Consider the following 12390-nt stretch of genomic DNA (forward strand, 5'->3'; position numbering starts at 1 on the left):
GCGTCATGGAGCGAACCGTTTACGCACAAGCCCGCTACGAGGACTGCCAGGCCGCGATCGACTTCCTGACCAGCGCGTTCGGGTTCCAGGTGCACGAGGCGTCCAAGAACGACGAAGGCAAGGTCCACCACGCCGAGCTGCTGGTCGGCAATGACATGATCATGATCGGCGAGGGGCGGCCCGGCGGGCCCGGCATCTACGTCGCGGTCGGCGACGTCGACGCCCATCATGACCGTGCCAAGGCGGCGGGGGCCGCGATCACCATGGAGCTGGTCGACCAGCCGTACGGGTCGCGCGAGTACGGCTGCACGGACCCGCAGGGCAACACCTGGTGGTTCGGGACGTACCGGCCATGAGCCTGCTCAAAGCAGAGCCGCTGCTCGGGCGTGCGGCCGGGCGGATGGAGGGGCCCGATACCTGCTGGTGATGTCGCCGGGAACGGTGCGGCTGATCGAAGAGGTCCACTCGGCACCGGACCGCTCGGGGAGCGGCTTCGGGAGCTGTTCGAGCGGCGCGGCTGTGAGTACCTGCCGGACCTGTGGGCGGAGTGAGCCGGGGCGACCGGAGGACGCCGCGGCGCCTGCGCGCCTCGTGAAACGAGCACGTCACGGGCAGGCTGATCGTGACGACCCGTTTTGCGGGGCAGGGGTGGCGGCATGCGTATCGCCACGCTGAACCTCTGGGCTCGCCACGGAGACTGGCCCGCGCGCCGTCAGGTCCTCGCGGAGGGTCTCCGCTCGCTCGCCCCGGACCTCGTGGCCTTCCAGGAATCGGTGGTGAGCGATTCCTACGATCAGGTCGCCGATCTGCTCGGACCGGCGTACCACATCGTGCACCAAGGCTCGGCCGAGCCGGACGGGACCCGCTCGTCCATCGCCTCCCGCCGGCCGTTCGGGGCGCTTCGGGCGGCGCGGATGCCGGTCACCGACCGTGTGGATCTCGCGGAATTCGCGGCCTGGGTGGGGGTGGCCGAGGTACGGGCGCCCTCGCCGCTGCTGTTCGTCAACCACAAGCCGTCGTTCAGGCTCGGGCACGAGCGGGAACGCGAGCTGCAGGCCGTTGCGGCAGCCCGGCTGATCGAGGAGGTCCTGGACGGCCGCGACGTGCCGGTTGTGGTGGCGGGCGACTTCGACGCGGTGCCGGAGTCGGCGAGCATGCGGTTCTGGCGCGGCCTGCAGTCTCTGGAGGGGATGAGCGTCTGTTACCGGGACCTGTGGGAGTGGGCCCTCCCGGGTGTGGACGGGCACACGTTCACACCGGCCAACCCCCTGGTGACGAGTGGGAACTGGCCGTTGGAGAGCGGGCGGCGCATCGACTACCTACTGCTCCGCTGCACGGGGAACGGGCCGTCCCTGCGGCTGCAGCGCTGCTGGCAGATCTTCGACGCGCCGGTGGGCGGCGTGTGGGCGAGCGACCACTTCGGCGTGGCGGCCGACCTGAGCTGAGCCGCCGGTTCTGTCGGTGTCGGCTGGCACCATCTCGGACCATGACGACCGACCTCCTGACCCCATACCGCTGGCTGCTGCAGTCTGACGGTCCGCTGGGTGACATCTACTGCGTGTCCTTTTTCCGCGGGCTCCGTCCCGTCGAGGTGCTGCACCGGTTCGGCGGGCCGGGTGAGCCGTCCACACGCGAGATGACCTTCGAGGAGCTGGAGGAGGAGGTGCTGGAGTTCGTCCACGGGAGCGACGGCGGGCTGGGGGGTGGCTACGTCGGGGTGGTCGAGGCCGGCGCGTGGAGCGTGGCCGTCGAGTTATGGGGCTGGTACGCGTCCCTCGTGGAGACCGCACCCCGGCTGTCCCAGGGGTGCGAGATGGTAGCCGTGAGCCGACACGACTACGCCGAGGACGGCTTCACCTATGCCGTTGGAGGCGCGGTCGTCTCCGCCTTCACCCCAAACCGGTCCTACGATCGATTCGGCAACGATCCGCGTAGGCTCGACGACCTAATGCGCCGGGCAGGGCTGGCGTTGGCGGAGCCCGACGACGATGCGGACTGGGATGACGCGGTCGAGCACGGGCTGGCGCGCACGTTCGTGCTGGCGGCCGAGATCACCGGCGTGCCTATGTCCCCTGCCCTGCTCAACCGCCCTCTCCTCGTCGGCCCCGTCGCCGACGCCCACACCTGATAGCGCCGCTCCATGTTCGTCGGGCCCCTCCCCCAAGAAGCCCTCGCCCTCCACCCGAGCCCGGCCGCTGACTCTCCGCCGTTGTCCGCCGAGAGCCGCACCCAGAGACCTCCGCCCAAGTAGAGCACGTGATTCTTCGCCCATCGCCCATCGCCAAAGACCGCAGCCCAGCACCCGTGTCTCCCCAGAGCGCCTCTGCCCTGCACCGCTTCTCCCCCAAAGACCTCCGCCGAAATACGGCGGGTGGCGGAGGAACGTAGGGCACTCCCCCCGGGGTGGGCTAGCGCGGGAAGACGATGGTCTTGTGGCCGTCCAGCAGCACCCGCTGCTCGGCGTGCCACTTGACCGCCCTGGCCAGCGTCACGCACTCCACGTCCCGCCCGATCGCCACCAGGTCCTCGGGCGAGTGGCTGTGGTTGACCCTGGCCACCTCCTGCTCGATGATCGGCCCTTCGTCCAGGTCGGAGGTCACGTAGTGGGCGGTGGCGCCGATCAGCTTGACCCCTCGGTCATAGGCCTGGTGGTAGGGCTTGGCGCCCTTGAACGACGGCAGGAACGAGTGGTGGATGTTGATCGCCCGCCCGGCCAGCTTCTCGCACAGGTCCTGCGAGAGCACCTGCATGTAGCGGGCCAGCACCACCAGGTCCACCTGGTAGTGCTCGACCAGCGCCAGCACCTCGGCCTCCTGCCTGGGCTTGGTCTCCGGGGTGACCGGCAGGTGGTGGTAGTCGATGCCGTACGACTGCGTGAGCGGCCGCAGGTCGGGATGGTTGGACACGACGGCCACGATGTCGATGCCGAGAGTCTTGGCCTTGACCCGGTAGAGCAGGTCGTTGAGGCAGTGGTCGAACTTGCTGACCATGATCAGCACCCGCGGCTTCCTCGCCACGTCGCGCACCGTGAACTCCATGGCGAAGTCGGGCGCGAGCGCCGCGAAGGCCGCGTTGAGCTCGTCCTCGCCCAGCGGTCCGGCGAACTGCACGCGCATGAAGAAGCGCTGCGCGACCCTGTCGCCGAACTGCTGGCTCTCGATGATGTTGCATCCGTTCCGCGCCAGCAGGCCGGAGACGGCGGCCACCACACCGGGCCGGTCGGGGCAGGACAGCGTCAGGATGTATTCGGCTGGGCTGGTCACTTCGTTCACTCTCGCGGACATGGGAATCGTCGGGTGCCTTGCGGCTGGTCTGGGCAGATTACCGGTCGCCGCGCGCGTCCGGCGCTACGTCCCGTCACGTACGCGGCACGATCGAGCGTACCCGGCGCGACGCCGTGTCTCCGGCGTCGGCTGATCGCCCACATCTTGGGTAGTTGTCGGGCATTCCAGCCCACGGCGGTCGCCACTGGTGCGAGGCAGCCGGGACATGTGCCAGGAACCTAGGACGTCCCGCCACAACCTGGCGGGCGGGGATGGAGTACGCGCTTTTGGACGCCGCCGTTCTGATCGTGGTCGCGGGCCTGTTCGCGGTCGTGTCCGGGGTCAACGACGGGGGCGCCCTGCTCGCCACCGGGCTCAAGCTGCCCACGGTGCGCCCGGCCACCGGCATCCTCGCCCTGGTGGTGATGGTGGCGGTCGTGCCGCTGGTCACGCACCAGGTGGCGCGGACGTTCGTGACCAGGCTGGCGAGCTTCCAGGAGCCCGGCGGCAAGATCGCGACGACGGTCGCGGTGATCTCGGCCCTGGCCGTGGTGGCGGTGCTCAGCGCGAAGGGCCGCCCGACCAGCCTCACCCTCGCCATCGTGGGCGGGCTGACCGGGGCCGGGCTCGGGTGGGGGCTGCAGGTCTCGGCGGGGTCGGTCGCGCTGGTGCTGGCTTTCGGCCTGGCTGCGCCGGCCATCGGGGGGCTGCTGGCGTGGGCGCTCATCCGGGTGCTGCCGGCGATGACCACGGCGCGGAGGCTGGCGTTCTTGCATCGGGCGGGCTTCCTGCTCCAGACCGTCGCGTACGCGGCCAACGACGGCCAGAAGATGCTGTCCGTGTTCATGATCGCACTGGGCTTCTCAGGCGCGCCACTGCTGTACACGTCGATGGTGGCCGCGCTGTTCGCTCTCGGCACCCTGTACGGGCTGCCCAAGGCCGGGCGCACGCTCAGCCGCGAGATCATCGTCTTCCGGCCTACGCACGGGGTCGCCGCGGAGCTCGCGGCGGGCGTGGCGGTGATCGGCTGCGCGGCCGTCGGCATGCCGGTGAGCATGACCCAGGCCGTCGCCGGAGGACTCGTCGGCGCGGGCATGGCCCAGGGCGGCCGACGGGTCCGCTGGTACGCCGCGGTCAAGATAGGCACGGCGTGGATTCTCACCCTGCCGGCGAGCGCGCTGCTGGGCGGGGTGGGGGCCTTCGCGGTGAAGGGGATGACGCAGTGGTGATCGGATCGCCGGCGACGTACGGGAAGGCAGGCAGACGATGAAGCGGCTGCGGCGGATCAGGGATCTGCTGGCCGGTCGCATGGACAGCGCGATCACCGAGGCCCTGCTCGGGCAGCTCCAGGCGACCAAGGAGGGGGCGTGGCTGGCAATGGCCATGATCGGTGGCGAGGTGGGCCGCACGGGGGCGCACGAACAGATGCGCTCGATCGAGCATCTCGGCGACGAGGAGCGCGCCCGCCTCGTCGACGAGCTCAAGACCGCCATCGTCACGCCCATCGATCCGGAGGACCTGTTCCGGCTGTCGCGCTCGATCGACGACGTGCTCGACTCGCTGCGGGACTTCGTCCGCGAGTCCCACCTCTACCGGGTCCCCGACCAGATCCGCTTCAGTCCCCTGCTCGACCAGGTGATCGTCGGCATCGACGCACTCGAGAACGCGGTCCGCGGCCTCGCCTCCCGTCCTTCCGGGGTGGTGGCCGACGCGCTGGAGGCCAAGAAGGCGGGCGGGGCCATCCGGCGCATGTACCAGTACGAGATCTCGCGGATCTTCTCCGCGGAGCTGACGGCGAACGCCATGAAGGAGCGGGAGCTGGTCCGCCGCCTGGAGATCGTCGGCATGGCCATCGGCGACGCGGCCGACGCGATCGCGGACGGCGCGATGAAACGCTGACCTCGGCACCTTCCTCCAGCGCCGGCGATCCTCACCCGCAAGCGGCGCGCGCTCGGGGAGAAGGGTCAGCGCAGCGGGGCGAACGCGTTGACGCCGGTCAGGTCGGCCGAAAGCTGCCACAAACGTGCCGCCTCGTCCGGGTCGACCGCGTATGGACGCACTCCCGGCCCAGGCTTCTCGTCCGTGATCAACTCCGTGATGTCACAGTCCTCGCAGTAGACGCCGCCCATGCCGGCCAGCTGCGGCGAGGTGGCCGCCCATACCTGGGTGGCCGCGCCCTGCTCGGGCGTCTTGAAGCTGGGGTCCAGCGCGTTGCCCGCCTCGTCGATCCACCCGGCCGCGACCATCTCCTCCCTGGGCAGATGCCGCTGCAGCGGCGTCAGGATGGCGCCGGGGTGCAGCGAGAACGCGCGTACCCCGGCGTCCCGCCCGAGCGCGTCGAGTCGCACGGCGAACAGGATGTTGGCCGTCTTCGCCTGCCCGTACGCCAGCCACTTGTCATATCCCCGCTCGAACTGCACGTCGTCCCACCGGATGCCCGAATGGCGGTGACCGCCGGACGAGACGGACACGACCCTGCCCTGGCCGCTGGCGATGGCCGGCCACAGGCGGTTGACGAGCGCGTAGTGCCCGAGGTGGTTGGTGGCGAACTGCGCCTCCCAGCCGGGGCCGACCCGCGTCTCCGGGCAGGCCATGATGCCCGCGTTGGCGATGACGATCTCGGCGCTGCGGCCGGTGGCGAGGAAACGCTCCGAGAACCGCTGTACGCTCTCCAGATCGGCGAGGTCGAGCTCGTCCACCTCGACCCCGTCGATGCCCCCGACCGCCTCCTGAGCGGTCTCGGGACGCCGGGCGGGGACGACGACGCGGGCCCCGGCGCGAGCGAGCGCACGCGTGGTCTCCAGCCCGAGACCGGAGTAGCCCCCCGTGACGATCGCCAGCTTCCCGGACAGATCGATCCCTCGGAGTACGTCGTCCGCCGTGCTCCTGGCGCCGAAGCCCGACCCGATCTTGTGCTGTGGCGTTGTCATGGCTTCCACGCTACGAAGTGGAGCGCGCTCCAGGTCAAATCCCGCACGGCGACAGGCAGCGGGGCTACCGGGGAAGGGGGGCCAGCTGCGCGAGGTGGTCGCTGCGCCCGTCGGCGAAGTCGGCGTCCGTGAAGCCCAGCGTGCGCCGGTTGTTGACGTAGTTGGGCAGGGTCAGGTCGTAGGCCATGTGGGCGCGGGCGATCTGAAAGGGGAAACGTAGGAGCCGGAGCCGCCAGGGCATGCCGGTAATGTCTGCCCAATGGAGGCCACGAACGATCGCCCCGCCGCCCGCGTGGTCTGCCTGGACCGCGACGGCAGGGTGCTGCTGATGCACTGGTACGACCGCGTCAGCCGCACCGACGTATGGGAGCCCCCGGGTGGCGGCATCGACCCCGGCGAGACCCCGCTGGAGGCGGCCAGGCGGGAACTGGCCGAGGAGACCAGGCTGCCCGGCGAGGCCGTCCTGGACCACTACGTCGAGGTCGAGCGGGATTTCACCTGGCTGGGCGTCCATTACGTCAAGACAGAGCCCTTCTACCTGGCCAGGTTCGACACCCCCCGCCCGCACGTCGATCCAGGCGAGCTCACGGAGGAGGAACGTCAGGCGTACCTGGGCTACGCGTGGGCCGAGGAACTGCCCGAGGCGGTCGATCCGCCGGAGCTGGCGAAGGTCGTCGAGCGGCTCACCCGAGATCGAGCGTGAGACCGCCGGAGGCGACGGACAGCGGGCCGCCGTAGGAGCGGGCCGCCGCCGCGAGCGCGGGCTCCGCCGGGGTGTCCGGCCACAGGTGGGTGAGCAGCAGCCGCGCCGCCCCGGCCGACGACGCGGTACGGCCCGCGTCCAGCGCGCTGGACAGGTAAGGCGCGTCCTCTTCGGGGACTCGTTCCGGATATGTCGCCTCCGCCACGAACAAGTCCGCGTCCTTGGCCAGGGCGATCAGCTCGGGCGACGGCCCGGTGTCACCCGTGTACGCGATCACTCGCCCGCCGCCGCTCAGCCGCAGTCCCGCATTCGGCACGTGATGCGGCACATCGAAGGCGTCCAGCCGGAAGGGCCCGACCTCGACCGGCGTGCCGGGACTGAGCTCGTGCAGGGCGAAGCTCCCCGCCAGCATGCGGCGGTTGTCCAGCGCGAGCACGGCGTCCAGCGCGCCCGGCGGAGCGTGGACCGGCAGCGCAGGCGCCGGCTCATCGGCCAGGGCACGGGCACGCAGCAGCGGGTTGAGGTCGGCGCAGTGATCAGGATGCCCGTGGGTGACCAGCACCGCGTCCACCTCGTCGGCCCGCATCAGCTCCAGCAGCCGCGGCAACGTGGCGTAGCCGGGATCGACGAGGACACGGTAGCCCTCGTGCTCGACGACGTATCCGCTGCACGCCTGCCCTGCCGCGGGCCAGGCCCCGCACCCGCCCAGCACGGTGAACCGCATCAGCCCCCCAGCTCTGTCAGCGTCGCCGTCATCAGCTCGCGCAGCAACGCGCCCGCCAGCTTCTCGTGCGTGTGCTCCACGGACAGCCCCTTGGCGACGCGTTCCCGGTAGATCTCCCGCTCGCGTGCGTCAGTGTAGGGCAGCGCGGTCATGCCGACGATCACGGTGACCCGGGTGCCGCCGCGCGGCAGGACGGCGACGACATGTGTACGCAGGCAGGTCTCGTCGGGCGCGCCGAACCACCCGGACTTGATCCCCGCGTCGGGCGCCCCGATCGCCTCCCGGACGCCGAACGCCTGCTCCGGCCCGACCTGCCGCATCCACTCCAGCACGGTCGCCGCGGCCGGGTCCCCCGCGACGGCGGACTGCGCGAACGCCGCGTAGGCGGTGGCGACCTCGTCGGCGGCCACCTCGACGGACCCGAAACGCGACGGGTCCCCATTGGGCGGCGACCAGGCCACGCCGGTGCGCCGGCGGATGTCGTCGAGGATCACGCCCGGCCCTACGGCGAGCCAGAGGTTGAGCGTGTCGGCGTTGGAGGAGATGACGACGGAGGGCTCGGCGTGGCGGCGCCACCGTTCGGCGTCGGGGATTCGGGCCGCGCTCACCCACGCGTACAGGGGCTTGAGCAGCGAGGCGCAGCGCAGCCGCGCCAGGCCGGAGCTGACGCAGACCGTGCGGGCGGGTGGCCCGCCGTAGCCGCGCCTGATGCCGGCCGCCTGTACGCCGGCACCGTGATCAAGGTCGTCGAGCAGCTCGTTGAACGCCACGAATCCCACCGTAGACCTATGAACGCTCTCCCCAACGGCCTTCGTACCACTCCAGGGTGGGTGGGTCGCCGGGCAGCTCGGTCCGCCCCGGAGCGCGCAGGCCGTCCAGCGCGATGGCCAGCAACCGCTGCTTGACGTGCTGGTGCTGCTCGCTGGGCGGTCCGGGGGCCGGGCGGCTGAACTGCTCGATGAGCAGCGAGACGTCGAGCATGGTGACGTCGTCCCTGAGCACACCGGCCTCGCGGGCCCGGGAGATCAGCCGGTCGGCCAGCTCCGTGGCCTTCCGCGACGTGCGCCACATGTCCTCGGTGACCTCGATGGTGCCCGCGACGGGCGCGAGCGCGCCGGATCTGAGCGCCACGCAGGTGCGCACGTACAGCTCCAGACCTGCCCACGGGTCCTCCTCGGCGAGCGCGGCCTCGGCGGCCTCGACGACCCGCTCCATCGCGATCAGGCACAGCCGCTGGAGCAGCTCCTCCTTGGTGCGGTAGCGGCGGTAGAGGCTGCCCATGCCCACGCCGGCCTGTTTGGCGATGGCCGACACCGGCGCGTCGAACCCCTGCGTGGTGAACACCTCGTGGGCCGCCTGCAGCAGTCGCAGATCGTTGCGTGCCGCCTCGGCCTGCCTGCCGCGTGTCGCCATGGGGTCCAGGATAGCCATGTTGCGGAGCGTTCCGCTCCGATATAGATTTCGGAGCGAAACGCTCCGAAATTATGGGAGGCATGTCATGCGTGCGGTGGTCTTGAGGCAGTACGGCGGGCCTGAGGCGCTCCGGGTCGAGAAGGTGCCGGACCCCGTCGCCGGGCCAGGGCAGGTGCTGGTGGAGGTCGCGGTGGCGGGCGTCACGTTCGTGGAGACGCAGGTGCGGGCGGACCGGGGCCCGCGGCGGGCCGAGCTGCCCGCGATCCTCGGCAACGGGGTCGCCGGGACCGTGCTGGCGGTGGGCGAAGGTGTGGACGAGACGCTGGCCGGCACGCGGGTGGTCAGCACGCTGAACGGCTACGGGGGTTACGCGGAGCTGGCGGTGGCGAGCGCCGGCGACCTTATCCCGGTGCCCGAGGGCCTGTCGCTGGAGATCGCGGTGGCGCTGCTGGCCGACGGGCGCACCGCCGTCGGCCTGGCCAGGGCCGCCGCGCCGCGGCCCGGCGAGTGGGTGCTGGTGGAGGCGGCGGGCGGCGGCGTGGGCAGCCTGCTGGTGCAACTGGCCCGTGCCGCCGGGGCGCGGGTCATCGGCGCGGCGAGCAGCGCGGGCAAACGCGAGCTCGCCGCGAGCCTGGGCGCCGAGCTGACCGTCGACTACACCGATCCGGGCTGGACCGACGTGGTGCGCGCGGCGACCGGCGGCCTGGACGTGGTCTTCGACGGGGTGGGCGGCGAGATCGGCGCGGCGGCCCAGGAGCTGCTCAAGGACGGGGGCAGACTCAGCGCGTACGGCATGGCCGGCGGTCCCATGACCACCCCCGGCCCGCGCGTGACGGCCGTCCCCTGGCCGCAGACCGACCTGCGCGAGTTGTCGAGAGCGGCGCTGGCGGAGGCCGTGGCAGGCCGCCTGCGTCCCACGATCGGCGCCGTGCTCCCCTTGGAGTCCGCCGCCGAGGCGCATGCGGCCATCGAGTCGCGCGCGGTCAGAGGCAAGACCCTGCTGGTGCCGTGAGGGCGTCGGCCGACGGGGACTGAACGCCTCGCTCAGAGACCGGACCGCGCCAGCGACAGGGCGAGCGCCACCGGTGCCAAAGCCACCAGCACCACGGCGGCCGTCACCTTCCAGCGCCTGGCCACCCCGGTCTCCGTCACGAACGCCGCCACGATCCCCGCCCCCGCGAACGCCGCCCCGGCCGCGACCGCGTCGGCCACCTGGGAGCTCCACGACGGCAAAGCCTCCCCGGCCAGCCTGAACGCCACCAGCGCCCCGGCCGCCGCCAGCGCCACCCGCCGCCCGGGCCGCACGTCCACCCGCTCCAGGGCCAGCGCGGCCCCGGCGAACAGGGCCAGCGAGATCACCACGACCATTCCCACGGCCGGGATCAGGCATCCCCAGTCCTCGCAACCCACGCCTGCCCAGGCCAGGCGCACGGTCGCCCACCACAGCACCCCCAGGGCCGCGCACACCGCGGCCGCTCGCCCCATTCGCCCCGTCATAGCACCAATGCTCCCACCAGCCGAAACCCAGAACCCATCGCCCGCGCGTTGAACGCCACCTCCCCCCGTCTCGGGGGCCGTGGTCGGCACTCCGGCGTTCATGTCCCCCGAACAGGTCCGAGGCGGCGAGGGTGGGCCCCAGCGACGTGTTCGCCCTGGGGGCGGTGCTGGTGTTCGCCGCCACCCGAGGGGTCGTCAGGAGAAGAGACTCGCCCGGCGGTCGTCCGCGTCGGCATCGGCGGCACGGCCCAGTGCGCGCAGGGCGATGGCCCGGTTGGTGTAGAGATCCGGCTGCGGCTGCAACTCGATGGCTCGGCTCAGGTCCTCGACCGCGCCCTCCACATCTCCGGCCGTGTACCGCAACACTCCCCGGTTCCCCCAAGCGGCCGCCAGTCCGGGCGCGCCCTCCACGGCCTGGTCCAGCGCCGCCCTGGCCTCGGCGAGCCGTCCGGCCGCCGTCTCCAGCTGGCCGAGGACCGTGAGCAGATGCGGGTTGCCGGGCACGAGAGCGAGCCCGGCCATGACGTCGACCCTGGCCTCCTCGTCCCTGCCCGTGGCGGCCAGCAGCCCGGCGCGGTTGATGTAGGCGTCCAGGTAGCCCGGGTCCAGCTCGATCACATGGCCCAGGTCGGCGAGCGCGCCCCCGGTGTCGCCGCGTACGGTCCGCAGCTCGGCCCGGTTGTAGTACGCCTCGGGCAGCGGCGGCCCGGCCCGCATCGCCCGCTCGTAGTCCGCCAGCGCCTCCTCGTGCTGCCCGAGCTTGAACAGCAGGTTCCCGCGTTCCAGGTAGTAGTCGGGGAAGAAGGGGTCGACGGCGATCGCGGCCGCGTAGTCCTCCAGCGCCTCCTTGGTGTGCCCCAGCGCGGCGAGCAGCTGGGCCCGGTTGGCCAGCAGCACCATCCGATGCAGCGGATGCCGCTCCCCCAGCTCGCGTGCCAGCTCGATGGCCGATTCGACGAGCGACAATGCGGCGCCGAGATGCCCGTGCCGCAACTCGATCAAGGCGAGCCCGTTGCGGTCGAAGCCGAGCTTGAAGGCGCGCTCGGCGGGGTCGGGCAGGATGGTGGAGATGGCGATCGCCTCGTTGATCCAGCGCCTGGCCCTGAGAAGGTCGCGCCGCGCGGGGTCGGGGTGGCGGGCGTCGAGCATGGCGGTGCCGTACGCGCTGGCGGCGTGCATCGCCGGGTCCTGGCTGGCGGCACGCACCTGATCCCAGACCGCGTGGGCCTCCGCGGTCCGGCCCAGTCCGGCGAGCGCGGTCGCGGTGCGCTGGGCGAAGGTCCACCACCGCGCCCCGCCCGGCTCGGTGCGGGCCATGCCGCGCTCCCCCAGCTCGACGACGGCGTGCAGGAAACCCTCCCGCATGGAGCGATCCACCAGCGCCCACAACTCGTCGGTGTCGCGGACGTCGGGAGCGGGCTCGGGGCCGTCCGAGTACAACATGATCGCCAGCGTGGCGGGCTGGATCCGCCGCATCATGACGTCGAGCAGCTCCAGGTCCGTCGAGTCGGCCTCGGCCACGTTGCACACGGCCAGCGTCCGTCCCGGGGGCACGGCGTCGCGGACGAACTCCGCGATCCCGTTGGCCAGCCGCAGCGTGCGGCGCGGCGCGGGCACGAGGATGCGCTCGTCGTCGGTCAGCCCGGCGTCGATCGTGGCGCGCCGCGCCGGGACCAGATCGACCAGGTCGGGCGCCGCCGCGCGGATCTCGATGTCATGGGCTCCCACCAGGTCGGCGGACCGTTCCAGGGCTTGCGGCACCAGATGACGCAACAAGGCCGCGGCGACCGTGTAAGGGCCGCCCGGCCGCCGATGCCCGTCGATCATTGGCATCAGCAGCCGCGCGACCTCCCATCGGGA

15 protein-coding genes are annotated in these 12390 nt (G+C 71.7%); 7 read left to right on the top strand and 8 right to left on the bottom strand.

Features of this window, described 5'->3' with window-relative positions; translation table 11 throughout:
- Positions 1 to 5 precede the first annotated feature (5 nt).
- The 3 genes from EDD27_RS30995 to EDD27_RS31005 all read left to right on the top strand — a co-directional run bounded on the left by EDD27_RS30995 (position 6) and on the right by EDD27_RS31005 (position 2128).
- Positions 6 to 356, top strand: a complete 351-nt coding sequence (locus EDD27_RS30995) for a VOC family protein (RefSeq protein ID WP_127935525.1) — start codon at positions 6 to 8, stop codon at positions 354 to 356.
- A gap of 300 nt (positions 357 to 656) precedes the next feature.
- Positions 657 to 1445 (top strand): endonuclease/exonuclease/phosphatase family protein, encoded by a 789-nt coding sequence (locus EDD27_RS31000; RefSeq protein WP_127935526.1) that lies wholly within the window; start codon positions 657 to 659, stop codon positions 1443 to 1445.
- Positions 1446 to 1486: 41 nt separating this feature from the next.
- Positions 1487 to 2128 (top strand): DUF6461 domain-containing protein, encoded by a 642-nt coding sequence (locus tag EDD27_RS31005; RefSeq protein ID WP_127935527.1) that lies wholly within the window; start codon positions 1487 to 1489, stop codon positions 2126 to 2128.
- Positions 2129 to 2408: 280 nt separating this feature from the next.
- Here EDD27_RS31005 and purU read toward each other — a convergent pair whose 3' ends face one another.
- A complete protein-coding gene (purU, locus tag EDD27_RS31010; protein WP_421916059.1) occupies positions 2409 to 3263 on the bottom strand; it encodes a formyltetrahydrofolate deformylase in 855 nt (284 codons plus the stop codon).
- 287 nt (positions 3264 to 3550) lie between these two features.
- On the opposite strand from purU, the gene EDD27_RS31015 reads away from it, so the two are divergent.
- Both EDD27_RS31015 and EDD27_RS31020 read left to right on the top strand, forming a co-directional pair.
- On the top strand, positions 3551 to 4492 hold the full coding sequence (locus EDD27_RS31015) for an inorganic phosphate transporter (RefSeq protein ID WP_127935529.1): 942 nt from the start codon (positions 3551 to 3553) through the stop codon (positions 4490 to 4492).
- Positions 4493 to 4529: 37 nt separating this feature from the next.
- Positions 4530 to 5162, top strand: coding sequence for a DUF47 domain-containing protein (locus EDD27_RS31020; protein WP_127935530.1), 633 nt, complete (start codon positions 4530 to 4532; stop codon positions 5160 to 5162).
- A gap of 65 nt (positions 5163 to 5227) precedes the next feature.
- On the opposite strand, the gene EDD27_RS31025 is transcribed toward EDD27_RS31020, so the two are convergent.
- Together EDD27_RS31025 and EDD27_RS54655 are read right to left on the bottom strand one after the other, a co-directional pair.
- Complete coding sequence (locus EDD27_RS31025; RefSeq protein WP_127935531.1) at positions 5228 to 6193, bottom strand: SDR family NAD(P)-dependent oxidoreductase; 966 nt, start codon at positions 6191 to 6193, stop codon at positions 5228 to 5230.
- Positions 6194 to 6257: 64 nt separating this feature from the next.
- Positions 6258 to 6434, bottom strand: a complete 177-nt coding sequence (locus EDD27_RS54655; protein WP_164903387.1) for a hypothetical protein — start codon at positions 6432 to 6434, stop codon at positions 6258 to 6260.
- Between the two features lie 18 nt (positions 6435 to 6452).
- Between EDD27_RS54655 and EDD27_RS31030 the strand changes: the two genes are divergently transcribed.
- Positions 6453 to 6896 carry an NUDIX hydrolase gene (locus EDD27_RS31030; RefSeq protein WP_127935532.1) on the top strand — a complete coding sequence of 148 codons (444 nt, stop codon included), beginning with the start codon at positions 6453 to 6455 and terminating at the stop codon, positions 6894 to 6896.
- On the opposite strand, the gene EDD27_RS31035 is transcribed toward EDD27_RS31030, so the two are convergent.
- Genes EDD27_RS31035 through EDD27_RS31045 form a run of 3 tightly spaced genes read right to left on the bottom strand, consistent with a single transcriptional unit; the run spans position 6877 to position 9033 of the window.
- Positions 6877 to 7620 (bottom strand): MBL fold metallo-hydrolase, encoded by a 744-nt coding sequence (locus EDD27_RS31035; protein WP_127935533.1) that lies wholly within the window; start codon positions 7618 to 7620, stop codon positions 6877 to 6879. The genes EDD27_RS31030 and EDD27_RS31035 overlap by 20 nt on opposite strands.
- Positions 7620 to 8390, bottom strand: a complete 771-nt coding sequence (locus tag EDD27_RS31040) for a hypothetical protein (RefSeq protein ID WP_127935534.1) — start codon at positions 8388 to 8390, stop codon at positions 7620 to 7622. Before EDD27_RS31040 ends, EDD27_RS31035 begins: the two co-directional genes overlap by 1 nt.
- Before the next feature lie 16 nt (positions 8391 to 8406).
- Positions 8407 to 9033 (bottom strand): TetR/AcrR family transcriptional regulator, encoded by a 627-nt coding sequence (locus EDD27_RS31045; RefSeq protein ID WP_241564343.1) that lies wholly within the window; start codon positions 9031 to 9033, stop codon positions 8407 to 8409.
- An 85-nt stretch (positions 9034 to 9118) separates the two neighbouring features.
- Here EDD27_RS31045 and EDD27_RS31050 point away from each other — a divergent pair, with 85 nt between their 5' ends.
- Entirely contained in the window at positions 9119 to 10045 is a 927-nt protein-coding gene (locus tag EDD27_RS31050) for a zinc-binding dehydrogenase (RefSeq protein ID WP_127935535.1), read from the top strand.
- Positions 10046 to 10077: 32 nt separating this feature from the next.
- Here EDD27_RS31050 and EDD27_RS31055 read toward each other — a convergent pair whose 3' ends face one another.
- Both EDD27_RS31055 and EDD27_RS31060 read right to left on the bottom strand, forming a co-directional pair.
- Positions 10078 to 10530: a hypothetical protein gene (locus tag EDD27_RS31055; RefSeq protein ID WP_127935536.1), complete on the bottom strand. Its 453-nt coding sequence runs from the start codon at positions 10528 to 10530 to the stop codon at positions 10078 to 10080.
- Between the two features lie 195 nt (positions 10531 to 10725).
- On the bottom strand, positions 10726 to 12357 hold the full coding sequence (locus EDD27_RS31060; protein WP_241564344.1) for a tetratricopeptide repeat protein: 1632 nt from the start codon (positions 12355 to 12357) through the stop codon (positions 10726 to 10728).
- Positions 12358 to 12390 lie beyond the last annotated feature (33 nt).

It is taken from the genome of Nonomuraea polychroma (assembly GCF_004011505.1).
Lineage (GTDB): Bacteria > Actinomycetota > Actinomycetes > Streptosporangiales > Streptosporangiaceae > Nonomuraea > Nonomuraea polychroma.

What these genes read in the sequence shown, in the direction of transcription:
- EDD27_RS30995 (WP_127935525.1), top strand. Translation starts at nt 6, where the DNA reads ATGGAGCGAACCGTTTACGCACAAGCCCGCTACGAGGACTGCCAGGCC.
- EDD27_RS31000 (WP_127935526.1), top strand. Translation starts at nt 657, where the DNA reads ATGCGTATCGCCACGCTGAACCTCTGGGCTCGCCACGGAGACTGGCCC.
- EDD27_RS31005 (WP_127935527.1), top strand. Translation starts at nt 1,487, where the DNA reads ATGACGACCGACCTCCTGACCCCATACCGCTGGCTGCTGCAGTCTGAC.
- EDD27_RS31020 (WP_127935530.1), top strand. Translation starts at nt 4,530, where the DNA reads ATGAAGCGGCTGCGGCGGATCAGGGATCTGCTGGCCGGTCGCATGGAC.
- EDD27_RS31025 (WP_127935531.1), bottom strand. Translation starts at nt 6,193, where the DNA reads ATGACAACGCCACAGCACAAGATCGGGTCGGGCTTCGGCGCCAGGAGC.
- EDD27_RS54655 (WP_164903387.1), bottom strand. Translation starts at nt 6,434, where the DNA reads ATGCCCTGGCGGCTCCGGCTCCTACGTTTCCCCTTTCAGATCGCCCGC.
- EDD27_RS31030 (WP_127935532.1), top strand. Translation starts at nt 6,453, where the DNA reads ATGGAGGCCACGAACGATCGCCCCGCCGCCCGCGTGGTCTGCCTGGAC.
- EDD27_RS31035 (WP_127935533.1), bottom strand. Translation starts at nt 7,620, where the DNA reads ATGCGGTTCACCGTGCTGGGCGGGTGCGGGGCCTGGCCCGCGGCAGGG.
- EDD27_RS31045 (WP_241564343.1), bottom strand. Translation starts at nt 9,033, where the DNA reads ATGGCGACACGCGGCAGGCAGGCCGAGGCGGCACGCAACGATCTGCGA.
- EDD27_RS31050 (WP_127935535.1), top strand. Translation starts at nt 9,119, where the DNA reads ATGCGTGCGGTGGTCTTGAGGCAGTACGGCGGGCCTGAGGCGCTCCGG.
- EDD27_RS31055 (WP_127935536.1), bottom strand. Translation starts at nt 10,530, where the DNA reads ATGACGGGGCGAATGGGGCGAGCGGCCGCGGTGTGCGCGGCCCTGGGG.
- EDD27_RS31060 (WP_241564344.1), bottom strand. Translation starts at nt 12,357, where the DNA reads ATGATCGACGGGCATCGGCGGCCGGGCGGCCCTTACACGGTCGCCGCG.